24 protein-coding genes, 6 tRNA genes, 1 pseudogene and 1 riboswitch are annotated in these 26,839 nt (G+C 41.8%); of the genes and pseudogenes, 25 read left to right on the forward strand and 6 right to left on the reverse strand.

Annotated features, from left to right (window positions below):
* Positions 1–25: 25 nt before the first annotated feature.
* The 7 genes from JCM15074_RS00005 (at position 26) to JCM15074_RS00035 (ending at position 3,489) form a co-directional block, all read left to right on the forward strand.
* Positions 26–102 (forward strand) — tRNA-Met (locus tag JCM15074_RS00005).
* An 82-nt stretch (positions 103–184) separates the two neighbouring features.
* A tRNA-Leu gene (locus JCM15074_RS00010) sits at positions 185–269 on the forward strand.
* Positions 270–289: 20 nt separating this feature from the next.
* Positions 290–364, forward strand: a tRNA-Gln gene (locus JCM15074_RS00015).
* 78 nt (positions 365–442) lie between these two features.
* A tRNA-Leu gene (locus JCM15074_RS00020) sits at positions 443–527 on the forward strand.
* A gap of 85 nt (positions 528–612) precedes the next feature.
* Positions 613–697, forward strand: a tRNA-Leu gene (locus tag JCM15074_RS00025).
* Positions 698–955: 258 nt separating this feature from the next.
* Positions 956–1,324 carry a hypothetical protein gene (locus tag JCM15074_RS00030; RefSeq protein WP_025819240.1) on the forward strand — a complete coding sequence of 123 codons (369 nt, stop codon included), beginning with the start codon at positions 956–958 and terminating at the stop codon, positions 1,322–1,324.
* Between the two features lie 347 nt (positions 1,325–1,671).
* Positions 1,672–3,489, forward strand: a complete 1,818-nt coding sequence (locus JCM15074_RS00035; RefSeq protein ID WP_025819241.1) for an AMP-dependent synthetase/ligase — start codon at positions 1,672–1,674, stop codon at positions 3,487–3,489.
* A 170-nt stretch (positions 3,490–3,659) separates the two neighbouring features.
* Here JCM15074_RS00035 and JCM15074_RS00040 read toward each other — a convergent pair whose 3' ends face one another.
* The 4 genes from JCM15074_RS00040 to lolB all read right to left on the reverse strand — a co-directional run bounded on the left by JCM15074_RS00040 (position 3,660) and on the right by lolB (position 6,200).
* Positions 3,660–4,607 carry a ribose-phosphate pyrophosphokinase gene (locus JCM15074_RS00040; RefSeq protein WP_025819242.1) on the reverse strand — a complete coding sequence of 316 codons (948 nt, stop codon included), beginning with the start codon at positions 4,605–4,607 and terminating at the stop codon, positions 3,660–3,662.
* 33 nt (positions 4,608–4,640) lie between these two features.
* Positions 4,641–4,715, reverse strand: a tRNA-Gln gene (locus JCM15074_RS00045).
* A gap of 8 nt (positions 4,716–4,723) precedes the next feature.
* The gene (ispE, locus tag JCM15074_RS00050; protein ID WP_037468754.1) at positions 4,724–5,587 is read right to left on the reverse strand and encodes a 4-(cytidine 5'-diphospho)-2-C-methyl-D-erythritol kinase; all 864 of its coding nucleotides are present in this window, start codon (positions 5,585–5,587) and stop codon (positions 4,724–4,726) included.
* A gap of 13 nt (positions 5,588–5,600) precedes the next feature.
* Positions 5,601–6,200, reverse strand: a complete 600-nt coding sequence (gene lolB, locus JCM15074_RS00055) for a lipoprotein insertase outer membrane protein LolB (protein WP_025819244.1) — start codon at positions 6,198–6,200, stop codon at positions 5,601–5,603.
* A gap of 265 nt (positions 6,201–6,465) precedes the next feature.
* Here lolB and hemA point away from each other — a divergent pair, with 265 nt between their 5' ends.
* The 17 genes and pseudogenes from hemA to JCM15074_RS00140 all read left to right on the forward strand — a co-directional run bounded on the left by hemA (position 6,466) and on the right by JCM15074_RS00140 (position 22,681).
* Positions 6,466–7,716, forward strand: a complete 1,251-nt coding sequence (hemA, locus tag JCM15074_RS00060; protein ID WP_025819245.1) for a glutamyl-tRNA reductase — start codon at positions 6,466–6,468, stop codon at positions 7,714–7,716.
* A 15-nt stretch (positions 7,717–7,731) separates the two neighbouring features.
* Positions 7,732–8,823 carry a peptide chain release factor 1 gene (prfA, locus tag JCM15074_RS00065; protein WP_025819246.1) on the forward strand — a complete coding sequence of 364 codons (1,092 nt, stop codon included), beginning with the start codon at positions 7,732–7,734 and terminating at the stop codon, positions 8,821–8,823.
* Positions 8,824–8,838: 15 nt separating this feature from the next.
* Positions 8,839–9,672: a peptide chain release factor N(5)-glutamine methyltransferase gene (prmC, locus tag JCM15074_RS00070; RefSeq protein WP_051536781.1), complete on the forward strand. Its 834-nt coding sequence runs from the start codon at positions 8,839–8,841 to the stop codon at positions 9,670–9,672.
* Positions 9,673–9,884: 212 nt separating this feature from the next.
* Positions 9,885–10,280 (forward strand): SirB2 family protein, encoded by a 396-nt coding sequence (locus JCM15074_RS00075; RefSeq protein ID WP_025819248.1) that lies wholly within the window; start codon positions 9,885–9,887, stop codon positions 10,278–10,280.
* 6 nt (positions 10,281–10,286) lie between these two features.
* A pseudogene (locus tag JCM15074_RS20210) lies at positions 10,287–11,065 on the forward strand (transglutaminase family protein).
* 129 nt (positions 11,066–11,194) lie between these two features.
* Complete coding sequence (locus JCM15074_RS00085) at positions 11,195–12,445, forward strand: DUF819 family protein (RefSeq protein ID WP_025819249.1); 1,251 nt, start codon at positions 11,195–11,197, stop codon at positions 12,443–12,445.
* A gap of 97 nt (positions 12,446–12,542) precedes the next feature.
* Positions 12,543–13,388 (forward strand): 3-deoxy-8-phosphooctulonate synthase, encoded by an 846-nt coding sequence (gene kdsA / locus JCM15074_RS00090; RefSeq protein WP_025819250.1) that lies wholly within the window; start codon positions 12,543–12,545, stop codon positions 13,386–13,388.
* Positions 13,389–13,473: 85 nt separating this feature from the next.
* Complete coding sequence (gene pcp, locus JCM15074_RS00095; RefSeq protein ID WP_025819251.1) at positions 13,474–14,112, forward strand: pyroglutamyl-peptidase I; 639 nt, start codon at positions 13,474–13,476, stop codon at positions 14,110–14,112.
* Positions 14,113–14,273: 161 nt separating this feature from the next.
* Positions 14,274–14,717, forward strand: coding sequence for a superoxide dismutase family protein (locus JCM15074_RS00100; protein ID WP_025819253.1), 444 nt, complete (start codon positions 14,274–14,276; stop codon positions 14,715–14,717).
* A 95-nt stretch (positions 14,718–14,812) separates the two neighbouring features.
* Positions 14,813–14,911, forward strand: a riboswitch (TPP riboswitch).
* 69 nt (positions 14,912–14,980) lie between these two features.
* The gene (thiD, locus tag JCM15074_RS00105) at positions 14,981–15,820 is read left to right on the forward strand and encodes a bifunctional hydroxymethylpyrimidine kinase/phosphomethylpyrimidine kinase (protein WP_025819254.1); all 840 of its coding nucleotides are present in this window, start codon (positions 14,981–14,983) and stop codon (positions 15,818–15,820) included.
* On the forward strand, positions 15,817–16,572 hold the full coding sequence (locus tag JCM15074_RS00110; RefSeq protein ID WP_025819256.1) for an ABC transporter ATP-binding protein: 756 nt from the start codon (positions 15,817–15,819) through the stop codon (positions 16,570–16,572). Before thiD ends, JCM15074_RS00110 begins: the two co-directional genes overlap by 4 nt.
* On the forward strand, positions 16,565–17,335 hold the full coding sequence (locus JCM15074_RS00115; protein WP_025819257.1) for an ABC transporter permease: 771 nt from the start codon (positions 16,565–16,567) through the stop codon (positions 17,333–17,335). Before JCM15074_RS00110 ends, JCM15074_RS00115 begins: the two co-directional genes overlap by 8 nt.
* Before the next feature lie 8 nt (positions 17,336–17,343).
* Positions 17,344–18,288 carry an ABC transporter substrate-binding protein gene (locus tag JCM15074_RS00120; protein ID WP_025819258.1) on the forward strand — a complete coding sequence of 315 codons (945 nt, stop codon included), beginning with the start codon at positions 17,344–17,346 and terminating at the stop codon, positions 18,286–18,288.
* Positions 18,288–19,109 (forward strand): hydroxyethylthiazole kinase, encoded by an 822-nt coding sequence (gene thiM / locus JCM15074_RS00125; protein WP_025819260.1) that lies wholly within the window; start codon positions 18,288–18,290, stop codon positions 19,107–19,109. The genes JCM15074_RS00120 and thiM overlap by 1 nt, the downstream gene beginning before the upstream one ends.
* Positions 19,102–19,728, forward strand: coding sequence for a thiamine phosphate synthase (thiE, locus tag JCM15074_RS00130; protein ID WP_025819261.1), 627 nt, complete (start codon positions 19,102–19,104; stop codon positions 19,726–19,728). The genes thiM and thiE overlap by 8 nt, the downstream gene beginning before the upstream one ends.
* 298 nt (positions 19,729–20,026) lie before the next feature.
* On the forward strand, positions 20,027–21,571 hold the full coding sequence (locus JCM15074_RS00135) for an AbgT family transporter (RefSeq protein WP_025819262.1): 1,545 nt from the start codon (positions 20,027–20,029) through the stop codon (positions 21,569–21,571).
* A gap of 129 nt (positions 21,572–21,700) precedes the next feature.
* Positions 21,701–22,681, forward strand: a complete 981-nt coding sequence (locus JCM15074_RS00140) for a nucleoside hydrolase (protein ID WP_025819264.1) — start codon at positions 21,701–21,703, stop codon at positions 22,679–22,681.
* 33 nt (positions 22,682–22,714) lie between these two features.
* Here JCM15074_RS00140 and JCM15074_RS24140 read toward each other — a convergent pair whose 3' ends face one another.
* Entirely contained in the window at positions 22,715–22,819 is a 105-nt protein-coding gene (locus tag JCM15074_RS24140; RefSeq protein WP_148300697.1) for a MetS family NSS transporter small subunit, read from the reverse strand.
* A 24-nt stretch (positions 22,820–22,843) separates the two neighbouring features.
* Positions 22,844–24,316: a sodium-dependent transporter gene (locus JCM15074_RS00150; protein WP_025819265.1), complete on the reverse strand. Its 1,473-nt coding sequence runs from the start codon at positions 24,314–24,316 to the stop codon at positions 22,844–22,846.
* A 646-nt stretch (positions 24,317–24,962) separates the two neighbouring features.
* Between JCM15074_RS00150 and JCM15074_RS20215 the strand changes: the two genes are divergently transcribed.
* On the forward strand, positions 24,963–26,774 hold the full coding sequence (locus JCM15074_RS20215; RefSeq protein ID WP_148300698.1) for a hypothetical protein: 1,812 nt from the start codon (positions 24,963–24,965) through the stop codon (positions 26,772–26,774).
* The last annotated feature ends 65 nt before the right edge of the window (positions 26,775–26,839 follow it).

Genomic DNA, 26,839 nt, shown 5'->3' on the forward strand with positions numbered 1-26,839 from the left:
AGTCGTGTAAACGATAAAAGTTGATGGCAATGTAGCTCAGTTGGTTAGAGCACAGCACTCATAATGCTGGGGTCACAGGTTCAAATCCCGTCATTGCTACCATAATTCCTTGATATTGAATTCATCATTCGATATTGAGTCCAGAGTAAGACTGGTCAGTATTAAGTTACTGGAGATATAAGATGCGGGAGTGGTGAAATTGGTAGACACGCCAGATTTAGGTTCTGGTGCCGCAAGGTGTGAGAGTTCAAGTCTCTCCTCCCGTACCATCTTATAAGAAACGATTAATTGGGGTATCGCCAAGCGGTAAGGCACTGGGTTTTGATCTCAGCATTCCAAGGTTCGAATCCTTGTACCCCAGCCATTTTAGAGTCATTGACTCACCTTTGTTAACTGCTTCATCAGCATTAACTGAGCCAGTATAAAGCCTGGAACACTAGATGCGGGAGTGGTGAAATTGGTAGACACGCCAGATTTAGGTTCTGGTGCCGCAAGGTGTGAGAGTTCAAGTCTCTCCTCCCGTACCATTTAGCAAAGCGATTACGCTGAGCTATCCTTACAATCGAATTCATCGTACGGTTGTAAGCCAGAGTATAGACTGGGCACTAAGATGCGGGAGTGGTGAAATTGGTAGACACGCCAGATTTAGGTTCTGGTGCCGCAAGGTGTGAGAGTTCAAGTCTCTCCTCCCGTACCATTATTTAAATAGAAAAGCTCATCTTCGGATGGGCTTTTTTATTGCCTTTTTTAAAATAAATAAGCTTCTTTTCAGATTTAGTCTATTTCTTTTATTTCTTAGAAGTTCCGCTAAAATGCTATTTTTATAATGAAATATTGGTGAGTTTTAATTAATTAAATCCATAAATTAAACTTGATCTAGATCACAACTTGAGTTCTTGCTTGAGTGCAATCTAGATGCATCAACCGAAAGGTATTTAATTTTAAGGTTTTAATTATGAGTCATAATACCCACCGCACTGAAGCTGAAAAAGCAGCTCACGAACTACACGAACATAAAACTCACAACCATGGTCATCAACATACTGCTGAGTTTGAACATGAACGTATGGAACGTAAGTATGATGACGGTAACAAATATGATGAGAGCACTGAACATAAGCATGATAAAGATCATCATGACATGCGCGATCATGAGAAAAGTCATCCACATACTCAACATGGTGGTAACCCTACCGGTCATAAACACCCTGTTCAAACCCATGATGACCGTCATGAACATGACGAGCATAAACATCACAAAGTAAAAGAGCATGATCACAAAGAATCATCTCGCCTACACCACAAAACAGGCCATAAAGAGTAATTAATATTGTGCTGTAATAGCCTAAGCAATATTGATTATTTTTAAAAAAGCCTCATTTAGAGGGCTTTTTGCTATCTAATATTTACAGTTGTATATATCTTAAAAATTGTTGGTAATTAAATAGCGTTATCACTACCGAGTTGGCATAATATCCAAGATAGCAAGTCTTAAATAAAACATTACTAATCTATTGTTTATTAAAGCAATTAGTTTTAATAATATCTCCAGTAAAATAAAAACGTGATCTGTATCACGCTATTTGTGGTTATGGCTGACGCTTAACTTTAAGCGGAGTAGAATGCCATTATTAAGCGTACACGTGTAAGCTATAGTTTTGGAGGACCTCGGTGTCACACTCATTACAAAAGTCTCATTTTATCCCGTTATTTCGTCAACAAGTCAAAGCTCGTGGTGATCGCGAGGCAACTCGTTATCAAATAGGCCATAAGTGGCATTCGCTTAATTGGTTCCAGTTAGGTGATAAAGTTGATGTATTAGCTAAGTCATTAATTCGCCTAGGTGTTGACGTTCAAGGGACTGTGGGTATTTTTGCTCAAAATAGTCTTGAGTGGGCATTGACTGATATTGCCACACTAACGATTCGCGGCATTGTGGTACCAATTTATCCAACTAACACTGCTGAACAAGCGGCTTATATTGTTAATGACGCCGCAGTAAAGATTTTGTTTATTGGTGGTCAAGAACAATATGATAAAGCGATTCAAATGGCTGATATCTGTCCAACACTGACGGATCTTGTGCTAATGCATGACAAAATTGAGGTGCATTCTAAGCGTTTAACTTGCCATAAATTCAGTGACTTAATGGCGGCATCTGAGCCTGAATTACAGTTAGTGTTACAACAGCGAGTTAAACAAGCCACTATTGATGATCTCTTTACCTTAATTTATACCTCTGGTACGACAGGTGAGCCAAAAGGGGTGATGTTAGATCATAAAAACTTGGCTAGCGTTATCCACGAACATGATGTGGCCGTTGGGGTTAAACCCGGTGAGTTATCACTGAGCTTTCTGCCGCTATCTCATATTTATGAGCGTGGTTGGAGCTTATATGTATATTCTCAAGGTGGCTGTAATGCTTATCTTGCCGATCCAAAGAAGATCCAAACCGCTTTAACCGATATTAAACCTAACTATTTATGTTCTGTGCCGCGCTTTTATGAAAAAGTGTATATGGGTGTGACTCATAAAGTGGCACAAGCCTCAATGTTTAAGAAAATGATGTTTGCTTGGGCTATGCGCCAAGGCCGTCGTCAATTTAATGCTGCGCAGCATAACCGCAAACGTGCGTGGATTTCGCGTGGTCTATATCACTTAGCTGACAAGCTAGTATTATCAAAACTACGTGCTGTATTAGGTGATAACTTCCGCTTTATGGCAAGTGGTGGGGCTCGCATGGAGCCTAGAGTTAATAAATTCTTCCAATATATCGGTATTCCAGTTCTATCTGGCTATGGCGCAACTGAAACCTCGGCAACCGTTAGCTGTAATCGCTTAGATGATATCGATTTCGCTTCCGTTGGTGTTCCGCTTCCTGGCTTAAAAGTACGTATTGGCGATAACGATGAGGTGCTGGTTAAAGGTGATAATGTGATGCGTGGTTATTACAATCAACCAGAGCAAACAGAAGCTGCCTTTATTGATGGTTGGTACCGCACTGGTGATGCAGGCTTTATCGACAAGCGTGGACATTTGCACATTACCGATCGTATTAAAGAGTTAATGAAGACCTCTAATGGTAAATATATCTCACCACAACGAGTTGAGGGATTAATTGCGATTGAGCCTATGCTTGAGCAAGTTGCCATTATTGCGGATGATCGCCATTTTGTAACAGCACTATTGGTACCTAATTTTGAGCTGCTTATTCCATGGGCGAAACAACAAGGTATTAATACTCACGATTTGAATAAGCTGGTACACGATCCTAAGGTTCGTGCTTATTACCAAGCTTCATTGGATAAAAACCAAGAGTCGTTAGCTAATTTTGAAAAGGTTAAAATTTTCACCATTCTACCGCGTGCATTTAGCATGGATCATGGTGAAATAACCCCAACCTTAAAGTTGCGTCGTAAAGTCATCAATCAGGTATTTGCCTGTGAGATTGACAATATGTATGGCATTACGACTAAGAAACGTCGCTAACGCTATTTAGAAAGTATACTGACTTTATAGGGGAACGAATGTTCCCCTTTTTTATAGCGATAGGATCGTGATCAACGAAACATTCAACTGTTGAGTGTTAGTTGATAAATTACAGCCATAAAAAAACGCACCCTAAAGAGTGCGTTTCAGTCACAACAGTAATTAACTAATTAGTGTTGGAACATCGCAGAGATAGACTCTTCGTTGCTTACACGACGGATGGCTTCAGCAAGTACAGTTGACATGGTCAATTGAGTTACTTTAGGCTCAGCTTGAAGTGCAGCACTTAATGGTACTGTGTCAGTCACAATTACTTCATCAATTACTGATTCAGCAATATTCTGTGCTGCATTACCAGAGAATACTGGGTGAGTAGCATAAGCGAATACACGGTTTGCACCATGCTGCTTAAGAGCCTCAGCGGCTTTACATAAAGTGCCACCAGTATCGATCATATCGTCAACGATAATACAATCACGGCCTTGAACATCACCAATGATATGCATTACTTGAGCAACGTTCGCTTGTGGGCGACGCTTGTCGATGATAGCAAGATCTGAGTCATCAAGTAATTTTGCAATTGCACGCGCACGAACAACGCCACCAATATCAGGCGAAACAACAACAGGGTTATCGAGATTCTTTTCTAACATATCTTCAAGTAGCACTGGGCTACCAAATACGTTATCTACAGGCACATCGAAGAAACCTTGGATCTGTTCTGCGTGAAGGTCACATGTTAATACTCGGTCAACACCTACGCTAGATAAGAAGTCTGCAACAACTTTAGCGGTAATAGGTACACGAGCACTACGCACGCGGCGATCTTGGCGGGCATAACCGAAATATGGAATCACAGCCGTGATACGGCCTGCAGATGCACGACGAAGTGCATCAACCATAACGATCAGTTCCATTAGGTTGTCGTTAGTCGGTGCACAAGTAGATTGAATGATAAATACATCCGCACCACGTACATTTTCGTTGATTTGGACACTGATTTCACCATCGCTGAAACGACCTACTACTGCGTCTCCAAGCTTGCAGAATAGACGGTCGGCAATCTTTTTAGCGAGACTGGGTGTAGCGTTCCCAGCAAAGAGCTTGATGTCGGGCACTGTTTGAAACCTCAGGCTTTGCATTATAATTAATGGCTGGGGTACAAGGATTCGAACCTTGGAATGCCGAGATCAAAACCCGGTGCCTTACCGCTTGGCGATACCCCAGAAGAATGTTAGCCCTGCGCTAAGCGCACTGCTAAGGGCGATATATTTAATCCTTGAGCAACAAAACCTTGCATCTCCGGCGGCAATTGCGCCAGCGCTGCAAGAGCGTCTTTTTGTTGCACGAATTCCCCAAACACACAAGCGCCTGTTCCGGTCATTCTGGACGGCGCATATTCTACCAGCCACGCTAATGCTTTGGCAACTTGAGGGTAGTAGTTACAAACAAGTTTTTGGCAATCATTTTGCCAAGGATTTTGCATTAATGTTTGTAAATCTAATTTTGGCGTGTTGCGAGGCAGTTCGGGTTCGGCAAAAATCTTAGCGGTTGAAACATGTGCATCGGGCACGATCACTAGGTAGTAAAGTTGTTGTGGCTCAACTGCGATGAGTTTTTCGCCTACACCTTCAGCAAAAGCCGCATGTGCGTTGATAAAGATTGGTACATCCGCGCCTAAAGATAAGCCAATTTTCGCTAACTCTGCTTGGCTTAATTGCGTTTGCCATAGGTGGTTTAATGCCACTAATGTGGTTGCTGCATCCGATGAACCACCACCAATTCCGCCTCCCATTGGCAGCTGTTTATCGAGCCAAATTTCAGCACCCAATTGACATTGGGTGTACTGTTGTAGAGATTTTGCGGCACGCAGAATTAAGTTATCGCTATCTGCAACAACACCAGCCATATTGGAATGTAAAACTAAGTTGCTATTATGAGTCACTTTGAAATCTAACCAATCACAATGATCGATAAATTGAAACAGAGTTTGTAATTCATGATAACCATCTGCACGTTGGTTATTAATATGCAAAAATAGGTTTAATTTAGCTGGCGCAGGCCAGGCTAATGATTTTTGATCATTTATTGGTTTCATCGTGTTTCTTATCTTAGTTGGCATAAGCTTGCCATTGATTAACTTGAATTTTGATCTGTAACTGACCACGGCGAATGATCATTAGACGTGGAATGGTTGCACCACTTTGTTGTTGCCAGCTGCGATAATCAATATGCCAAGGTAGTGGGTCATCACTTTGTAATTGTTTTATTTGACCTTGTTGATTACGGCTAATGATATGGTCGTTAGCTGTTGCTTGTCCTGTCACCCACATTGGTAACTCGGTTAGAGGAATGTCCCAACCGCTGACTTGATTAAGTAATTGCTGTGCATCTTTATTATGATAGGTATGACCATCAACATCTAAACTGGCACCTTGTTGATTATCGGTGAGTGACAACGCCGTAGTGCCAAGCATGGTAATTAATTTTAGTTGATTATTTTGTGGTGAGTGCAACCAATATAGGTTGGTACTGACATTGTCATCAGGGGTCTTGATGGCTATTTTGCCTTTGAGTTCCCACGTATCAGCTTGGCTTGCTTGAGCCACTGTAATTTTTTCTGCTGGCGCTTGAGGTAAACTAACGCAGCCAGAAAGCGCAATACTTGATATAATCATCAAAGGGATAATATATTTTGTGATTTTGCTCACGATTATTACCTACACCTAATTACAAAGAGTCCTTATGATACAGGGCCTATAAAGAATACCAATCAACAGAATCAATTTTATGTGTATTAACGTTAACACAGAGTTGTTTTGTTAAAAAAGTGGGTTAGTTATCACTTTTATTTAATATATTGGTATCGAATCCCGACCTTTATTCGGTTTTGTTACGCATATTCTATTTTTAATGGGTGTAATTCAGTAGAATAGCGACCATTAAATTAAGATGCCATCAATCTAGACGAGTCAAATGAGCCTTGTAGCAATCGGTATTAACCACAAAACAGCCACGGTAGACTTACGTGAGAAAGTTGCGTTTGCGCCGGATAAAATTCATGACGCCATGAGAAGTTTGGCTAGCTGCACCCAAACCGGGGAGGCCGTCATCGTATCTACCTGTAACCGCACCGAGTTATATTGTAATAGCGGAAAGGTAGAAGATCTCGTTGCATGGTTAGAGCATTATCATGATTTAGATCATGCCGAAGTTGAACCATGCTTATATTGCTACCATGACCAAGTTGCAGTGCAGCACTTGATGCGAGTCTCTGCCGGTCTTGATTCATTAGTATTGGGTGAGCCACAAATCTTAGGTCAAGTGAAACAAGCCTTTGCTAAAGCTAAAGAAGCTGGCACGGTGAAAGTTACCTTAGACCGCTTATTTCAAACTAATTTCTCTGTTGCTAAAAAAGTGCGTACAGAGACTGAAATTGGTGCTGCTGCAGTATCTGTTGCCTTTGCAGCGGTCAGTATGGCAAAGCATATTTTCTCTTCACTTGCAAAAACCAAAGTATTGCTGGTGGGAGCGGGTGAGACAATTGAATTAGTTGCACGTCATTTAAAAGATAATGGCGTCAGTGAAATGGTAGTAGCTAACCGTACTCTATCTCGCGCTGAAGCAATGTGCGCAGAGTTTAATGCTAAAGCTATTACGCTTGAAGATATCCCAGATTTTCTGTCTAACGCTGATATCGTGATATCCTCTACCGCCAGTCCGTTACCTATTATTGGTAAGGGCATGGTGGAAAATGCGCTGAAGCAGCGCCGCCATCGACCAATGTTATTGGTTGATATTGCAGTGCCGCGAGATATTGAAGCTGAAGTGGGTGATTTAGATGAAGCCTTCTTATATACGGTTGATGATCTACACAGCATTATTGAACAGAATATGGCTTCACGTCGTGAAGCTGCCGAGCAAGCAGAAGTTATCGCTGAAGAACAATCACATCTATTTATGGATTGGATTCGGTCATTAGATTCTGTTGACAGTATCCGAGATTATCGTCAACAGAGCTTAGCGGCAAAAGATGAACTTCTTGAAAAAGCATTACATAAATTAGCGCAAGGCGGTAATTGTGAGCAAGTTTTGGTAGAATTAGCCAACAAACTGACTAATCGCTTAATTCATGCACCTACACAAGCGTTGTCTGCTGCAAGTCGCCAAGGCGATATTAATGCGATAGGTCAGTTACGGGCCGCTCTCGGTTTAGATAAGAATTAAGGTTAACGAGTAATAATGAAGGAATCTGTCATCCGCAAGTTAGAAGGCTTGCTTGAACGTAACGAAGAAGTATTAGCGTTATTGAGTGATGCGAGTGTTATCTCAGATCAAGAACGTTTTCGTGCGCTTTCAAAAGAGTATGCCCAACTTGAAGACGTGGTAAAAGGCTTCAAAGATTATCAACAGGCTCAAGCTGATTTAGATACAGCAAAAGAGATGCTTGAGGAAGATGATCCTGAGATCAAAGAGATGGCTCAAGAAGAGATGAAGGAAGCCAAAAAAGTGCTTGATCATCTTGATGATGAGCTGCAGATTTTATTGTTGCCAAAAGATCCTAACGACGACAAAAATGCATTCGTGGAAATTCGCGCAGGTGCTGGCGGAGATGAAGCTGCTATCTTTGCGGGCGATCTATTCCGTATGTACAGCCGTTATGCCGAAGCTAACCGCTGGCAGGTTGAGATCATGAGCTCAAACGAAGGCGAACATGGTGGCTTTAAAGAGATCATCGCTAAATTTAGTGGTGATGGTGTATACGGTAAACTAAAGTTTGAGTCTGGTGGACACCGTGTACAACGTGTACCAGAGACTGAATCTCAAGGCCGCGTACATACCTCTGCATGTACTGTTGTGGTATTGCATGAAGTGCCAGAAGCTGAAGCGATCTCTATTAATCCAGCCGATCTGAAAACTGATACTTTCCGCGCATCTGGTGCGGGTGGTCAGCACATTAACAAAACTGACTCTGCGGTACGTATTACCCATATTCCAACAGGTATTGTGGTTGAGTGTCAGGATCAACGTTCACAGCATAAAAACCGTGCGCAAGCGATGAGTGTATTATCTGCACGTATTCAAGCGGTAGAAGATGAAAAGCGTCGTAGTGCGGAAGAATCAACACGTCGTAGTCTTGTTGCCAGTGGTGATCGTTCTGAGCGTGTTCGTACTTATAACTTCCCACAAGGTCGTGTCAGTGAGCACCGTATCAACTTAACCTTATACCGCTTAGCTGAGTTTATGGAAGGTGATCTTGATGCCGTACTTGGACCATTAATGCTAGAACATCAAGCAGATATGCTTGCTGCATTGTCGGATGACCAAGGATAAACTTTGTCGCAATCAATGACTATTTCAGAAGCCCTTTCATGGGCTTCTGCTGTTTTAGCTGATATATCAGAATCTGCAAGTTTAGATGCTGAAGTGATGCTATTACATTGCTTAAATAAAAATCGTAGTTATCTCTACACTTGGCCAGAAAAAATACTGACGCCCGAACATCTAAAAATGTTTAAGCAGTTTGTCAGTCAGCGCGAAGCGGGTAAACCGGTGGCGCATATTGTTGGCGAGCGTGAATTTTGGTCACTGTCATTTTTAGTCAATGCGACCACGTTAATTCCACGTCCAGATACTGAAATGTTGGTGGAAACAGCGCTTAATTTACCTTTGGCAGATGATATCTGTGCATTGGATTTAGGTACCGGTACTGGCGCTATAGCATTAGCGATTGCGTCAGAAAAGCCTAGTTGGTCGATAACCGCGGTGGATAAAATTCCGCAAGCGGTTGAATTGGCCTGTGCCAATAAGCAGCGTTTGCATTTAGATCATGTTGAAGTGCTAGAAAGTGATTGGTTTAGTGCAGTGGCAGGTCGTCAATTTAATTTGATTGTGTCCAATCCTCCTTATATTGATGAAACCGATGTGCATTTGAATCAAGGCGATGTACGCTTTGAACCGCACAGTGCGCTAACCGCAGCTGATGAAGGTTTTGCTGATCTTTATTATATTGCCGCGACCGCACGTGAGTTTTTACTGCCTAACGGTTATTTATTGATGGAGCATGGTTTTGAACAAGGGCCTGCACTGAGAAAGAAAATGACTGAGCTAGGTTATCAAGGCGTCGCCACCGTGCGAGACTTTGGCAGTAATGAGCGTTGTACTATAGGCCAATTGATTTAATCGATTCAACCTTATTAAAAAATACGCCGTTATCGGCGTATTTTTTTGTCTGTAACTGGGCATAAGCAACGACATAAGTTTGTGATGAGTTTGTCATTGTTGTATTTTTCAGCAATCTGATTTGTGAATAGGCGCAATTGTGTTGAATGTTTGGTGAACAACCTTGCGTTCAGGTACACTAGCGCCTTTGTCACATATATAGATGGACTGAAATGGACACTTTTTATAGCCTATACCCAGTAATAAAGCATGCCCACTTAGGTTTGATTGCCTGTAGTGTGTTATTTTTTATCGTTAGATTTGGTTTAAGTTTAGCGGAGTCGAAACTACTCGATATTAAACTTGTCAAAATAGCGCCGCATATTATTGATACTTTCCTATTACTTTCTGGTTTATTGCTATGTGTGCAAATTCAACAATATCCATTTGTTGACCCATGGCTAACAGAAAAGATTGGTGCTGTTTTTGCCTATGTATTATTAGGCATGATGGCATTTCGTCGTGATAGAAATAAATTATTTAGATTCTTTGCTTTCTTTGGTGCATTAGGCTGGTTAGTGCTTGCGGCTAAGCTTGCCATGGTTAAACACACCATATTTTTAGGTTAATTGGTAATGAGTCAAACTGAAGCAATTGTATTACCGGAAACGGCGTTTGAGTTAAGTGCTCATTTAAGCCTTGCTGATCATGAAGCAGCTAAATGGGCTTGGTATGAAATGGCCGGAGCCGTGTTGAGCCATTATGTGGTTGATCAACAACAGCGATTAGCACGATTATTACAGTGGTTTTATCAAGACTTAGCATTTTGTGCACGTGAAAATTATTATTCGATGGAAGCGGCTGATTTAGGCTGTTGCGTGATCAGTAAGCAAGGTAATAGCACGACACTCGCAACCGTATTGTGTTTGTTAGCGAAACAACTCGATCTCAAGTTGGATATTATTTTGTTGCCGGGTAGTGCGGTGATTGTTCATCACTTAACGGGTAAGCCACAATACATAAATCCGCTGAATGGTGAGCTATTAAGTAAGCATCAAATGCATGCGTTTATTCGCGGTGAATTAGGTAATGCGGCCCCTTTTAAGCAGAGTTACTTAAAACCTGTGAAACCAAAGCGGTTGATTATCCGTTTATTGCATGAGCTAAAAGCGGGTGCCGTGGTATCACAAAAATTTGAAGTCGCCTTAGAATGCTGTAATTTATTATTGCAGTGGAATGAGGATGATGTGCATGTGAAACGTGAACGAGCGTTTATCGCCCAGCAATTAGGTTGTATTAATATTGCGGTGCAGATTTGGAGTTCTTTATTGAACATAACCCACATGATCCTATGATTGAGTTACTCAAGCTGCAGCTTAAAGAGCTGAATAGTCATCATCAAACGACGCATTAATATCTATCAAAGTATGTTTAGTGTTGATTATTGGTCACTTTCGAGTGACCAATATTATTTAAATGGAAGTCGTATCGAATATAAAAAGCGGTATAAACCGTATTAAATTGAAGGAAATGGAGTTTACCTATGAGCAACCCTGCGCTAATTAGCAATGATGCTACTGCTTTAGGGGTCTTGGCAATTATGCTGGGACTCGTATTTTATACCAGTAGTAGCAAAAATCCGTTCTGGCAAAAGTTCTATAAATTTATCCCCGCATTATTACTCTGTTATTTTTTACCCTCGTTGCTCAATACTTTTGGCGTGATTGATGGCCATAGTTCACAACTTTATTTTGTCGCCTCACGCTACTTATTACCAGCTTGTTTAGTGTTATTGATTTTAAGCGTCGACTTAAAAGCGATTATGAATTTAGGCCCTAAAGCAGTGATTATGTTTTTAACGGGCACGGTTGGTATTGTCATTGGAGGCCCAATTGCATTATTGGCGTTATCCGCCATTGATCCGAGTGCGATGGGGGGGAATGGCCCTGATGCAGTATGGCGCGGCATGACTACCGTTGCAGGCAGTTGGATTGGCGGCGGAGCTAACCAAGCGGCCATGAAAGAGGTTTATAACGTCGGCGGTAATATCTTTTCTATCATGGTCACGGTTGATGTGATTGTGGCCAATATCTGGATGGCAGTGTTGTTATTTTTAGCCTCACGAGCGAAGCAAATCGACACCTATACTGGGGCTGATACCTCTGCCATTGAAACCTTAAAAGATAAAGTGGAAAAATACCATGCTGAAAATGCCCGTATTCCAAGTTTAACGGATTTAATGCTGATAGTTGCGGTGGGATTTGGTATTACCGGATTTGCCCATATGGCAGCTGATTTCTTAGGGCCATTTTTTGGGGAACATTATCCGTGGACGGCTCAATATAGCTTAACTTCTAAGTTTTTCTGGTTGGTGGTGACTGTGACCAGTATTGGTTTAGCATTGTCATTCAGCCCTGCTCGTCACTTAGAAGCTGCTGGTGCCTCTAAAGTCGCTTCCGCATTCTTATATATTTTGGTAGCGACCATTGGTTTACATATGGACGTGACTAAAATTTTTGATGCGCCAGTTTTCTTTGTCATCGGTATGATATGGATGCTAGTGCATGCTAGCTTAATGTTGATTGTGGCTAAATTAATTAAAGCGCCGCTGTTTTATATGGCGGTTGGCAGTCAGGCTAATGTAGGCGGCGCCGCTTCAGCACCGATTGTGGCAGCTGCATTTCATCCTGCATTGGCTCCAGTTGGTGTGTTATTAGCCGTGTTGGGGTACGCGCTCGGCACATATATGGCATGGTTATGTGGTCAGTTAATGCAAATCATTGCTGTAACTTAATTGCCCGATAATAATCACCGCATAATCATGTAAATTATGCCAAAATAGACAGATTAATAAATGCAGGCGATCGCTTGCGTGGTAGAGAGACGTTGAGATGACTCAAAAAATTATCCAGTTAGGTAACATTGAAATCGCTAACGATAAGCCATTTGTGCTATTTGGCGGTATGAATGTGCTTGAATCACGTGATTTGGCTATGCAGATTGCAGAAACCTATGCTGAAGTGACTCAAAAGTTAGGTATTCCATATGTCTTTAAGGCGTCATTTGATAAGGCTAACCGCTCATCGGTGCACTCTTATCGTGGTCCTGGCATGGAAGAAGGGCTAAAGATTTTTGAAGAGATCAAGAAGACTTTTAATTTACCTTTGATTACTGACGTTCATGAGCCATACCAATGTGCGCCTGTGGCAGAAGTCGTTGATGTGATCCAGTTACCCGCATTTCTTGCGCGTCAAACGGATCTTGTGGTCGCTATGGCTGCAACGGGTGCCATTATTAATGTTAAAAAACCTCAGTTTTTAGCACCACATGAAATGCGTCATATCATCAAGAAATTCCACGAAGCGGGCAACGATAACGTGATGCTTTGTGAACGTGGTAGCAGCTTTGGTTATAACAACCTTGTGGTTGATATGCTAGGCATGGATGAAATGAAGCAAACAGGTGTGCCAGTGATTTTTGATGCAACGCATGCGCTGCAACGTCCTGGTGGACGTGAAGACTCTGCTGGTGGTCGTCGTGCACAAGCTACTGAGCTTGCTCGTAGCGGTATGGCATTAGGTTTAGCGGGTCTATTTATTGAAGCGCATCCAGACCCTGATAATGCTAAATGTGACGGTCCATGTGCATTGCCATTACATCAACTAGAAGCTTACTTATCGCAGATGAAAGCGGTTGATGAATTAGTGAAATCTTTTGAGCCAATTCACATTAAGTAAGTTGGTTTATTGGCAGTAACTGCTGAAATGACGCCTCGCTTTGCCGAGGCGTTTTTGTATCTGAAGTAATTGAGTGAACATAATAATGAAAAAAGTGCTGATTACAGGATTTGACCCTTTTGGTGAAGATAGTATCAACCCAACGCTAGAGGCGATAAAACAGTTACAGGATTACCCGTTAAATGGTGGCGTGATTGTCACTTGCAAAGTGCCAGTGGTGCGATATAAGTCGGTAGCGGCTGTGATTGCGGCGATTGAGCATGAACAGCCTGATGTTGTTATTACCTTAGGGCAAGCGACTGGTCGTAGTGCGATAACGCCTGAACGAGTGGCAATCAATATTGATGATTTTAGAATTGCAGACAATGAAGGTCAGCAAGTTATCGATCAAAGTGTTGTTGAAAATGGTCCTGCAGCTTATTTTTCCAGCTTACCGATAAAAGCAATTGTTAATCAAATTCGTTTAGCAGGGATCCCTGCACAAGTGTCTAACAGTGCTGGAACATTTGTTTGTAATCATCTTTTTTATGGGGTGCAACATTATCTCCAAGGGCGGGCAATTAAACATGGATTTATCCATGTACCATCACTGCCAAGTCAGGCTACATCAGGTAATGAGCCAAGTATGGCGTTGTCATTGATCGTGCAAGCTTTGGTTATTGCGGCGCAAACGGCAATCGATACAGATGATGATATTTTGCAGAGTGCAGGCTATATTTGTTAAATAATCAAGACAATATCTGTTGCGATTAATCATAAACGTTACATGAAAAATGCTTCATATTTGCAATTTGTTATGCAGTTTTGCCTATATTCGTGGTTATCATCTACTAAAATTACTGCATGATAAAATCATTATCACGCATAGCTTGAAGGAATACTAATATGAAAAAAACACTATTATCTTGCGCTCTAGCACTAGGTTTAATGGGTCAAGCATATGCGACGGAGCAGATTACAGTACCAATGACGGATGTAGTGAATGGTCATTCAGCAGGTAGTCTTGTGGTTGCAGCCGATCAAGCGGGCACTATTTTTTATCCTCAATTGACTAAGATGACTGGTGGTTTACACCAATTAACTTTATTAAAAGATGGTAATTGCAGTGGCCTAAAAGGGATCACTGATAGTCGAGTGTTAGCTGCTAAAGGCAATAAACAATTACCTGGTATTTATGTGACTGAACATGATGGCAGTCAAAATATGGTGATGGTGCCGCAATTGACTGTGTCACAGTTGCAAGGTAAAGCGCTTGTGATTGATATGACTGCACAACAAGATGGTCAAGCTAATAAGACTGACGCTCAATTAGTCTGTGGCGTTATTTAATTTGATACCTGTCACAAATTGTTACGTTTATACCGGTTGTATAGTGTAATAGTGATAGAGTAATCAAGATTTCAAGCATCTATGGTGATGCTTGATTGCTTTAGTCGGGGGGCCGTTAGGCTGAGACTGCAAATGCAGGACCCGTAGCACCTGATCTGGTTAATACCAGCGTAGGGAACTAAGCATTTAGACAGCATCTTTTATCCTTCCGATTTGCCGATCTTGTCATTTGTTTTCCCCTGCGTTTTGATTTTGGAGAACATATGATAAACACTCCCATTACCTTAACGATTGCTGGCTCAGATAGCGGCGGTGGGGCAGGTATTCAAGCCGATATCAAAACGATTTCTGCCACTGGCGCTTATGCTTGTTCGGTTATTACCGCACTAACAGCGCAAAATACCCTAGGTGTACAAGCTGTATTAGCTGTCGATGCTGATTTTGTAAAACAGCAGTTAGATGCGGTATTTACTGATTTAGCAATTGATAGCGTTAAAATCGGCATGCTTAATGACACTCATGTGATTAAGGTCGTTGCCGATGCCCTGCGTCGTTATCAACCTAAACATATTGTGTTAGATCCTGTGATGGTGGCCACCAGTGGCGATAAATTATTACAAGACGATGCACTGCTTTGCATGCAACAAGTGTTATTCCCGCTGGTTGATATTATTACCCCTAACTTACCTGAGGCTGCGGCATTAATTGGTGCAAGATTGCCAACATCGACTGCGCAAATGCACGCTCTATTGCCACAATTACAGCAGCTATTACAGCGTGTTAATGCTAATGCTTGGTTATTACTCAAAGGCGGTCATCTGCAAGATAGTGATCAATGTGTTGACCTATTAACTGATGGCAACTCATGCCATCAATTAAGTGGCCCTCGATATCCGACTCACAATACTCATGGCACGGGTTGCTCATTATCCGCAGCCATCGCCAGTTACCTTGCTCAAGGTGATTCTATGCTTGAGGCGGTGAGCCGAGCGAAACAATATTTAGCGCAGGCCATTAAATATGCTGATCAATTAAATATTGGCCATGGCCATGGACCAATTAACCATTTTTATCAACAGACATTAACGCAGGCGAGTCGATGAGCCAGTCAGTTGTACCTGCCATTAATATTGCTCAGTTAAGGCTAGCATTTAACGATGATGAGCTAATTTTCGATAACTTTAATTGTATGCTTGAAGCTGGCCAATTTACTTGCCTATTAGGACGCAGTGGTTGTGGCAAAAGTACCTTAGTTAAGTTATTAGCGGATCTAATTGAGCCACAATTTTGGCAAGGACAAGTTGCGACGTCGGATGGACTGCCATTGCAAGGACGAGTTGCTTATATGGCGCAGCAAGATCTGTTATTGCCTTGGCTTAATGTGCTTGATAATGCTTGTTTAATGCTACGTTTTGGTCAGTTTTCAGCAAAGCAACGTCAACGATTAATCACCCAAGCTAAACAGTTATTAATTGAGGTGGGGCTTGCTGACAATTTGATGAGTATGCCCAGTACGCTATCTGGTGGAATGCGACAGCGAGTTGCATTAGTGAGGACCTTGTTACAAGAGCATCCCGTGGTATTGATGGATGAGCCTTTTTCGGCATTAGATGCCGTGAGCCGCCATCAATTACAGACATTAGCCGCACGCTTATTACGGGGCAAAACCGTATTGTTTATCAGTCATGATCCACAAGAGGTACTGCGTTTGGCTGATAAGCTCTATTTATTAAATAACGCGAGCCAATTGCAAGCCTTACCGATACCACATAGCCAAGTGCCACGGATTATTGATGCCGAGCTGGCTCGTTATCAGCAGCAGATCCTTGATAGCATGGAGAACTGCCATGTTTAAGCGTTTTGCAACTCAGCCAATAGCCAACCTTGTGCGAGGCTTCATTAGTTTACTGGTCATTATCGGCTTATGGCAGCTGTTGGTGATATTACTCAAGGTGCCTGCATTTATTCTGCCGAGTCCATTCGCGGTATGGCAGCAAATAATAAGTAGTTCAGGTTTGCTTTGGCATCATGGTCAGGTGACCTTGCTTGAGATGGTTTTGGGGTTAGTGCTCGGTCTATTACTGGGGTTAATGTTTGCTTTGCAGATGTTGCTGTTTGCGCCAGTTAGACGTTGGTTACTGCCGCTATTACTTGCCAGTCAAGCCATTCCTGTATTTGCAATTGCGCCTTTATTAATGCTGTGGCTTGGTTATGGCATGGCATCTAAAGTGGTGATGACGGCTATTATTATCTTCTTTCCGGTAACCACGTGCTGCTTTGATGGTTTAAGGCAAACGCCACAAGGTTATTTGGCTTTAGCTCATACCATGGGTGCCAGCCGTTGGCAGCAACTTTGGCATATTCGTTTGCCTGCTGCATTACCTGCGCTTGCTTCGGGTATCCGTATTGCGGTAGTGATTGCGCCGATTGGTGCGGTATCAGGTGAATGGGTCGGCTCTAGCCAAGGGCTTGGCTATCTGATGTTACAAGCCAATGCGCGTATGCAGGTGGATCAAATGTTTGCCGCTTTATTCTTATTAGCACTGTTTTCTGTGCTGCTCTATTTTATTACCGATAAATTACTTAACCACTTTATTCCGTGGGCTAAGTCTGTATGAGTATCTCTATGTTGATTCGAACTAAAAATATCTGTTTGTTTATGCTATTAGCGCTAGTTAGCCAACAAGCGCTAGCTAATCAAAATGTCACCTTGATGTTGGATTGGTTTATTAACCCTAACCATGGGCCGATCATTATTGCGCAGCAACAAGGGTTATTTAAGGCAGCAGGGCTAGATGTTGATATTCAGCAGCCAGCAGAGCCTTCAATGCCTGAAAAATTAGTTGCCGCGGGTAAAGTTGATATTGCCGTGTCATATCCGAATATCTTAATTGAAGGCGCGGCTCAAGGATTACCCGTTGAGCGTACTGCAAGCTTAATCTCTACGCCACTGAATGCGATGATTGTACTGGATAAATCAGGCATTAATTCGCTGAAAGATTTGGCGGGTAAGAAAATTGGCGTTTCTATTAGTGGTAATGAAGAAGCCAGTATCAATACCATGCTGAAAAATGCTGGGGTTGATCCTAAGTCGGTGCAATTGATTAATGTGGGCTGGGCATTATCGGCGTCATTGGCTTCGGGGCGGGTTGACGCTATTTGGGGCGGTCAGCGTAATTTTGAGTTGAATCAATTAGCGCTACAGGGATTTCCTGCGAAAGCGTTTTATCCAGAAGAACATGGGGTGCCAAGCTTTGATGAGCTTATTTTTGTTGCCAATAAAAATAAGCTTAATAAGCAAGTGATTAATAAATTTAACCATGCCTTAGCGCAAGCAACCTTGTTTATTATTAATCATCCTCAGCAAGCTTGGCAGCAATTTGTCAGCTATGACCCACAAACGCTCAATACACCATTGAACAAAAAAGCATGGCAAGACACATTAGGCCGTTTTGCGCGCCGTCCTGCAGCTGTTTCACTGGAACGTTACCAAAATTATGCCGAGTTCTTGCTTGATAATCATGTCATTAAAAGCCTACCTCCAGTTAACTCTTATGTGATGGTGGATTAATGAATAATCATTTTGCAACATCTGTTTTGGGCGCATTAATGGCAGTGCGCCAGCAACAACCATTAGTGTTAAATGTCACCAATATGGTGGTGATGAATCAATCTGCTAATGTTTTGTTGGCGATAGGTGCAAGTCCGTTGATGGCTCATTGTCAGCAAGAGTTAAATGAGCTGGTTGAGCTTGCTCAAGCGTTAGTCATCAATATTGGTACTCTAGACGAACACACTTTTGCAAGTATGTTGCTGGCGGCACATTGCGCTGTGCGGCATCAGAAACCCGTGGTGATCGATCCTGTTGGCTGCCATGTGAGCCAATTTAGGTTAGGCAGTGTAAAGCAGTTATTGAATGTGGTGCGGCCTTTAACCGATAAGGTGACATTAAGAGGTAATGCTGCCGAAATTATGGCGTTAGTGGGAGCGAATCAAACAAGTATTGGGCTGGATGCGCTGACGACGAGTGAAGCTGCGCTTGAGAGTGGTAAATGGCTGCGAGCACAATATGGTTGTCAGGTATTGCTTTCAGGGGTTGTTGATTACCATGTTGGCGAGCAGGTATTTAAGCTACAAAATGGTGACGCCATGCTGACGAAAGTGACAGGCATGGGTTGCAGTTTATCTGCCATGATTGCTGCCTTTGCCAGTATCAATAGCGAACTGCCTGCTGGTGTATTGGCGACCAGTACATTAGCTATTGCGGCGGAGCTTGCTATGTTGCAATCTCAAGGACCCGGCTCATTTCAAGTTAATCTGCTCGACCAATTATATTCATTGGGAGCAGATGCGATTGCCACGCGATTAGTGCTGCAGGTGCACCATGATTGATACCACACAATATCGATTGTATTTAGTGACTGATGATCGCCAAGATGATGCAACTATTGTGGATGTGGTATCACAAGCTGTTACTGCTGGGGTTACTATGGTGCAAGTGCGAGAGAAACATGGTGATGTGCGCGCATTTATCAATAGAGCACAATTAGTCAAACAAGTGTTATCAGGCTCGAATGTGCCATTAATCATTAATGATCGAGTTGATGTGGCATTAGCGGTTGATGCCGATGGTGTACATTTAGGGCAATCCGATATGCCTGCCGAATTTGCTCGGCAATTATTAGGACCTGATAAAATTGTCGGCTTAACCGTAGAGAGCATGGCACAACTTCAACAAGCGCAATCTTTGCCTGTGGATTATTTAGGAATTAGTAGCGTGTTTGCCACGACGACAAAAACTGATATCTGTCACCAATGGGGGCTTAAGGGACTTTTATCGGCTATGGCTGAGTCACAGTTACCTTTGGTCGCTATTGGCGGTATTGATCTCTCTAATACCAAACAGGTGATGGCCACGGGGATTGCGGGGATTGCCGTTGTATCTGCCATTTGTCAGCAAGAAGATGTTGTTCTAGCCACTCGTGCATTTTGTCAGTTATTAAAGCTGTAAACATTTTCAATGTCATAATGATATCAAAGGCGTAGCTGACTGCGCCTTATTTATACATGACACTATTGCCTGTAATGATATTTTGACAAGCTTTCCATTAAAAATGCTGTTTGCCAGCACATTTTCAGCAACAAATCATAACCTCGCTTTAAATTAGTTGATATATTGGTGGATTAAGCTAAACGGCAAATTAACAACTAGAAACCTTTGATACCTATCGATAACCATCTATTTCGATAGTGATTTAGTTGCTAAGTTGCTGCCACCAATAAAACAAATAATGACACGGTAATTTTATATGGCCAATCAACAATTGAAACAGGGATTCTTAGGGCGGGCACTCGATGGCATCGAGCGTGTCGGTAATAAGTTACCCGATCCTGCAATGCTGTTCTTGATGCTAATGTTCATCGTTTGGGCATTATCTGCTTTACTCTCTGGTTTTAGTTTTGAAACTATCGATCCTCGTACTCAAGCTCCTATTGTCGTCAGCAATTTAATGAGTGCTGAGGCGTTAACCCATTTCTTAATGAATATGGTGCCAACTTTTACGAGCTTCGCGCCGTTAGGGGTTGTATTAGTTGCTATGCTAGGTGTGGGGGTTGCAGAGCATTCTGGCTTTATTAACACCGCATTAAAGCAGATGTTAAAAGTAACACCTGCTAAGTTTTTAACCCCAGCAGTGGTGCTGGTGGGCATTATTTCTCATACTGCAACTGATGCTGGCTATGTGGTCGTTATCCCATTAGCGGGAGTGATCTTTTTTGCTGTGGGTCGTCATCCTTTAGCAGGTATTGCAGCCGCATTTGCTGGTGTTTCAGGCGGATTTTGTGCCAACTTTATTCCATCAGGCATCGATCCATTACTGCAGAGTTTTACTCAATCAGCTGCGCAAATTGTTGATCCAACTATTCAAGTAAACCCTCTAAATAACTGGTTTTTTGCGGCATCATCTTGTATCCCAATCGTATTAGTGATTTGGTATTTAACCGATAAAATTTTAGAGCCAAGATTACAGCGTACTCATCGTGTTAATAATGATGAAGTTGATGTACCAGCAATGAATGAAGTGACAGATAAAGAGCTAAAAGCTTTTCGTATCGCTTCAATTGTGATGATGGCGGCTATTGTCGGTTTCTTCGCATTAGCTTTGCCAGAAAGTTCAACATTACGAGATGCGAATGGTTCACTGACCAGCTTTAGCGCTCCGTTAATGAAGTCTATCGTGCCACTGATTTTTATCTTCTTCTTGTTACCGGGTTTGGTTTATGGCTACTTAACTGGGGCATTTACTAAAACGGCTGATGTGGTTGCTGCCATGTCAAAATCGATGAGCGGCATGGCACACTATATTGTAATGGCGTTCTTCTGTGCTCAGTTTGTGGCGGCATTTTCACAGTCAAACTTAGGTGCATTGATTGCGGTTGAAGGGGCTGACTTATTAAAAGCGATGAATCTACCGGCTGAAGTGACCGTGATAGGTATGGTGTTCTTAGTTGCTTTTGTAAACCTCTTTGTTGGCTCATCATCTGCTAAGTGGGCCTTGATTGGGCCAGTATTAGTGCCAATGTTAATGCAGCTTAATATTAGCCCTGATTTATCACAAGCGGCTTACCGTATTGGTGATTCAAGCTCTAACATTGTAACGCCATTAATGCCTTATTTCCCATTAGTGGTGGTTTACTGTCAACGCTATGTGAAAAATATCGGCATTGGTACACTAATCTCGATGATGTTGCCATTCAGTATTAGCTTAATTGCGATTTGGTCAACATGGTTGTTGGTCTACTGGGGCTTAGGTTTACCACTGGGATTGGGTGCTAGCTATAGTTATGGTCTGTAACCGTTAACAGTCAATCATCAAACGCCGCTAATTGAGCGGCGTTTTTGTATCTTGATTGAATATGGCTCACAGCTTTTTGGGGTTTATTAGGGAATAATAAATCACCTTATTCACAGATGTACCCTATATATGACAACTAAAATAATTTTTGATACAGATCCTGGCATTGATGATGCGATGGCGATTATGTTTGCTGAAGCAAGCGATGCTATTGAGCTAGTTGGTGTTACTACTGTTTATGGTAATGCAACCATTGAACATGGCACTAATAATATGCTGTTCTTAAAGCAGAAGTACGGCATGAACTGTGATGTGGCAATGGGCGCCGCTAAACCATTAATTAGACCACCTGTTGGACCGACAGTGATTGTTCACGGTGAGTCAGGCTTTGGTCATGTAACCGCGCCATTTGTTGAACCTACAGAGTTGGATGCTCGTCCTGCTTATCAATATATTATCGATCAAGTTAAAGCCAATCCGGGAGAGATTACCTTAGTTGCAGTCGGACCATTAACTAACTTAGCGTTGGCATTGCAAGTTGAGCCACAGATTACTGAGTGGGTTAAAGAGGTGGTAGTGATGGGCGGTGGCTTTGGCACTTATCAAGGTTACTTTGGTAATGTATCGCCTTTTGCTGAGGCCAATATTCATGATGATCCTGATGCCGCAGATCTGGTGTTTACGGCCAATTGGCCGGTGGTAATTGTCGGTTTAGATGTGACTCATCAAAGTGTCTTTAGTGGTCAGTATCTTGATCAGTTGCGTGATGATGCTGGTGAAGTTGGCCAGTTTATTTGGGATATCAGCCGTTATTATTTAGAGTTTTACAGTAAGCTGCATGGGATGGACGGTTGTCATGTTCATGACCCATCTGCGGTCGCTTATGTGATTGCGCCTGAATTGTTTGGTTTACGTCAAGGCCCTGTACGCGTGATCTGTGATGGCCCCGCGATTGGTCATACGATGCAAAAAATTACTGATAAAAAGCATCATCATGATGAATGGTCTGATATGCCAGCGCAGCAAGTTGCGGTGGCGGTTGATGCGCCCGCATTATTAGATTTATATAAAAAGACCTTAGTTAATTATAGTAACAAACTGACTAACTAAGGTATTAGCGGTTGAGACAGAGCTTGCCTTGGGTTAGCTCTGCACTTTTTTCTTCATCGCAATACGAATACAAATTGCAGCGCCGCCCCAAGTTAAGGTGAGGGCGATAAGCATCATAACAATGGCACTGGTCGACATATTAAGCTCCCTTTCATTTAAGTTTTAGCTCGCAGTTTTCAGACTACGCACATTGATAGTTATACTGACGATTAACATTAATGCTACCGTGCCCCAGCCAATCACAAATAGATCTAATGTTGGATAACCACCATAACCTTCATTAATGGTATTAATTAAGTTGGTGCTGAAGATAGCAATAAGTAACAGTGGGCTAATAAATTTAATACAAATATCAAACCAGATACCGATTTTGAAATCGCTGATGCTATTGGTGTATTCACGAATAGTGGCTGCTTTGACAAGGAATACAATAATCAATAACTCAATTAAACAGCTAGCTAATAGCACGACGTTATTGACAAAGTAATCGACTAAATCGAGTAGTAATAGGCCGCCATTAGTCGCAAAGGCCATTGAAAGTATATAACCAATAGCACAGACCCAAATGGTGGCCTTTTTACGGTTAACATTTAACTTATCAATAATGCCTGAAACTACCGCTTCAATAATTGAGATATGTGAGCTTAATCCTGCTACTACAAGAGCCAAAAAGAACAATGGCCCTAAAATATAAGGTAATGGTAATAAATTAATGGCTGCGGGTAGAGTGACAAAGGCTAAGCCTACGCCTGAGTTGACCACTTCGGTAATAGGTTTAGCTTGTTCAGTGGCCATATAACCTAAGATTCCAAAAATCAGCATACCGCCTAAAATAGAGAAGCCACAATTAATTAATACCGTCATAAAGGCATTATTATTAACGTCTGATTTGTCGGGTAAGTAGCTTGAGTAGGAGATCATAACGGCAAAGCCGACGCTTAATGAAAAGAAGATTTGACCATAAGCGGCTGACCAGACTTGTGGGTCGAGAATTTTGCTGAAATTAGGTTCAAAAAGATAATTAAGACCAGAAATTGCTCCTGGTAACATCAATACTCGTACAATCAGTAAAATAACCATAATAAATAACAATGGCATCATAATTTTACCTGCACGCTCAATACCTGCTTTTACGCCTGAAAAAATAGCGGTAAAAGTAATTGCCCAAGCAATGGTCATTGGAATGGCAATATGCCATTGAAAGTTACCTAAACTAAGTGGGCTATGATCATCTAATTTTAAAAACTCTTTGAAAAAGTAGCTATTGGTATCTGTCCCCCAAGATTGATCGAATGACATCGCTAAATAGGAGATTGCCCAACCAATAATCGCGACATAATAGACGCCAATTGCTGCAGAGCAGAACACTTGCAACCAGCCGAGCCATTCCATTTTGACATTCAGTTTACTGAACATTTTAGGTGCTGCACTGCGAAATTTATGCCCTAAACCAAATTCCATGATCATGATTGGAATACCCGCTGAAATCATGGCAAATAGGTAGGGGACAAAAAATGCGCCGCCGCCATTTTCATAAGCCATATAGGGGAAGCGCCAGATATTGCCAAGGCCAATGGCTGATCCTACTGCGGCTAGAATAAAACCGACTCTTGAATTCCATTGCTCTCTTTGCATCATTTATCCTCTTACTGGTGTGGTTGTTACTGCTTATTTTGATTGTTTTTACAGTACAACAATTGACCGTTATAACTTATAACCTCGTTTCTTTTTGGTTAAAATTCAAGTTATTTGTAATATTTTTTTAACAAATCGGTAGGTGTGATGATTAAAATAAAATGAAGGGGTCTCTAAATTAATTATAAAATTCGATTTATATTTAATGTTTTTTTAGGCGATATAATTGATACGTTAATTTATTTATTGTTATTAAAATATATTGTTCAATATTGATGTTTACATAATTATCGTAAAAAATGGCTTTAATAATGATGCTTAGCCAAATCAAAGTGAGTGCTGCTCCAAATTTTTAGCGCGTAACATGTCTCATATTGGTAAGTGTTTGTTAACTCTGTCACAAACTGGTTTCATCGGTTTGCTCTATCGATCCTCAATTGTTATATACCGCCCCACTAATTTAGTCGTTAGTTAATCAGAGTTTTTGAAATAAGTTTTTATGAATTATCTGCAACTTACAATTATTTGTGAGTGCGGCGCTATATCACCATAAAAATTATTCATTAATTAATTTTGGAACAGCCTAAGGATTAATCATTAGCAAGTTAATGGCTTGCTTAAAAATTGCTTAATTTAGAGAAATTGAATGAATATTATAAAAAAAGTACTGACGTCTTGGTGCGTTATTTTGGGAGTGATTGCAGCTAGCTTAATTAATGTGGCCAATGCCGCAGATGAAAATCAAGCTGAGGTAAAGCATGCAACTCAGATAACGCATGGGGTCAGTAATGCTGGTGGTGAGTTTCCTGCGCCACAACAAAACTGTCTTGTTTGTCATGATGGTATTGAACCGATTCGTGCTCATGATTCTGGCATGATGCAGGCCATTTACAAGAAGGGCTTAGCTGTCGGTGATGCTAATGGCTGTGTGGTATGTCATGGTGGTACACCGACAGAAACACAAGATGTGGCAAAAGCTCACAGTGGCGCGCCAGCAGGTAATAAACTTGATTTCTTTACACCAGTACCTGGTGCATTGCAGGTGAACGAAAAAACTTGTGGTATGTGTCATCAAGATCATACCTATAACGTGCATCGTTCAATAATGAATACTGATGCTGGCAAGATTAAAGCAATTACTTGGAGCTGGGGTATTGATACAGATACTCGCGAGCATAAGTACGGTAACCATGCTGTAGATGATCCTGATGGTAATGTGCCTCGCTTTGGTACTGATACTTATAAAAAGTATATGGTGGCACTCGCTGAAACATTCCCAGATCAATTCCCTGATCATTTAAAGGCTATTCCAAATGTAGATGCTGACCAAATTGCTGATTCACCAGAGCTAACGGCTTTCTCGACTTTACGTAACTGTAATAAGTGTCATTTATCTAATAAAGGCTCACAAGATCGTGGTCACTTCCGTGGTATGGGATGTTCTGCATGTCATATGTTATATAGCACTGAAGGCTATTATGAAGGCGATGATAAAGCAATTGATAAGACTAAGCCGGGTAAGCCTATGGTGCATACCATGCAAGGTACTCGTAAGTCTAAGCTTGAGGTTAATGGTCAGGTTGTCTCAGGTATTCAAAACTCAACTTGTGCATCTTGTCACTCAGCAGGTCGTCGTATTGGTTTTGCTTACCAAGGCATGATGGCTTTAGGTCATTCTGATAACCGTGGTCCGTTTGATGAGAATGGTCAGCCGCAAAAAACCAATGGCGGTTATACCTACAAGTATATTCAAGACGATGCCCACCATCGTGTAGACCAAGATGGTAAGCAGATCGGTGGTTTATTATGTCAAGATTGTCATACCACTAACTCGATGCACGGTAACGGTAATATTGGCACAACAACCTTAGCGACAGTTGAGATTGAATGTTCTGATTGTCACGGTACACCGAAGAAATTCCCTTGGGAATTACCGATTGGCTATGGTGATGAACTTGCTAAAGCATTAGTAGGTAATGAGCCTCGAGGATTAGCAGATAAGCCTATGGCGGTAACGTCTGAGTTTGCGACGGTTTATCCAAAGCAAGATGGCTATTTGATGTCTGCTCGTGGTAACCCATTAGGTAACGTAGTTAAGTCTGGTGATAAGGTGATTGTTCATTCGGCTTCTGGTAGTGATTTTGCTGTACCAGTATTAAAGCAACTTGAACAAGATAATACATGGTCAAATCCTGCCAAGGCTCGTCCAGCGATGGTGGGGGTTGATGCGCATATGGAAAAACTTGAGTGTTACTCATGCCATGCGACATGGGCTGCTCAATATTATGGTTATAAATACTTAACGGACTTTAGAAAAGATTCGATTGATTGGATTGCATCAGCAGCTAAAACTAATCCAGATGGCACTTCAGTTGACTATACCGTGATTATGAAAAAGTCCCTGGGGCAACAACCTTATATGACTATAGCCATACACGTTGGGAGCAACCTGTATTAGGTAATAACGCCGAAGGGCGAGTAACACCATTAGTAGGAGTTATTCAGACTGTCGGCTCGGTAATC

This window comes from Shewanella marina JCM 15074 (assembly GCF_000614975.1).
GTDB classification, from domain to species: Bacteria; Pseudomonadota; Gammaproteobacteria; order Enterobacterales; family Shewanellaceae; genus Shewanella; species Shewanella marina.

Coding starts and splice junctions, on each gene's coding strand:
- thiD (WP_025819254.1), top strand. CDS start 14,981: ATGATAAACACTCCCATTACCTTAACGATTGCTGGCTCAGATAGCGGC.
- JCM15074_RS00110 (WP_025819256.1), top strand. CDS start 15,817: ATGAGCCAGTCAGTTGTACCTGCCATTAATATTGCTCAGTTAAGGCTA.
- hemA (WP_025819245.1), top strand. CDS start 6,466: ATGAGCCTTGTAGCAATCGGTATTAACCACAAAACAGCCACGGTAGAC.
- JCM15074_RS00115 (WP_025819257.1), top strand. CDS start 16,565: ATGTTTAAGCGTTTTGCAACTCAGCCAATAGCCAACCTTGTGCGAGGC.
- JCM15074_RS00100 (WP_025819253.1), top strand. CDS start 14,274: ATGAAAAAAACACTATTATCTTGCGCTCTAGCACTAGGTTTAATGGGT.
- prmC (WP_051536781.1), top strand. CDS start 8,839: ATGACTATTTCAGAAGCCCTTTCATGGGCTTCTGCTGTTTTAGCTGAT.
- JCM15074_RS00085 (WP_025819249.1), top strand. CDS start 11,195: ATGAGCAACCCTGCGCTAATTAGCAATGATGCTACTGCTTTAGGGGTC.
- JCM15074_RS20215 (WP_148300698.1), top strand. CDS start 24,963: ATGAATATTATAAAAAAAGTACTGACGTCTTGGTGCGTTATTTTGGGA.
- thiE (WP_025819261.1), top strand. CDS start 19,102: ATGATTGATACCACACAATATCGATTGTATTTAGTGACTGATGATCGC.
- thiM (WP_025819260.1), top strand. CDS start 18,288: ATGAATAATCATTTTGCAACATCTGTTTTGGGCGCATTAATGGCAGTG.
- JCM15074_RS00075 (WP_025819248.1), top strand. CDS start 9,885: ATGGACACTTTTTATAGCCTATACCCAGTAATAAAGCATGCCCACTTA.
- JCM15074_RS00135 (WP_025819262.1), top strand. CDS start 20,027: ATGGCCAATCAACAATTGAAACAGGGATTCTTAGGGCGGGCACTCGAT.
- ispE (WP_037468754.1), bottom strand. CDS start 5,587: ATGAAACCAATAAATGATCAAAAATCATTAGCCTGGCCTGCGCCAGCT.
- JCM15074_RS24140 (WP_148300697.1), bottom strand. CDS start 22,819: ATGTCGACCAGTGCCATTGTTATGATGCTTATCGCCCTCACCTTAACT.
- JCM15074_RS00140 (WP_025819264.1), top strand. CDS start 21,701: ATGACAACTAAAATAATTTTTGATACAGATCCTGGCATTGATGATGCG.
- JCM15074_RS00120 (WP_025819258.1), top strand. CDS start 17,344: ATGTTGATTCGAACTAAAAATATCTGTTTGTTTATGCTATTAGCGCTA.
- kdsA (WP_025819250.1), top strand. CDS start 12,543: ATGACTCAAAAAATTATCCAGTTAGGTAACATTGAAATCGCTAACGAT.
- pcp (WP_025819251.1), top strand. CDS start 13,474: ATGAAAAAAGTGCTGATTACAGGATTTGACCCTTTTGGTGAAGATAGT.
- prfA (WP_025819246.1), top strand. CDS start 7,732: ATGAAGGAATCTGTCATCCGCAAGTTAGAAGGCTTGCTTGAACGTAAC.
- JCM15074_RS00150 (WP_025819265.1), bottom strand. CDS start 24,316: ATGCAAAGAGAGCAATGGAATTCAAGAGTCGGTTTTATTCTAGCCGCA.
- JCM15074_RS00030 (WP_025819240.1), top strand. CDS start 956: ATGAGTCATAATACCCACCGCACTGAAGCTGAAAAAGCAGCTCACGAA.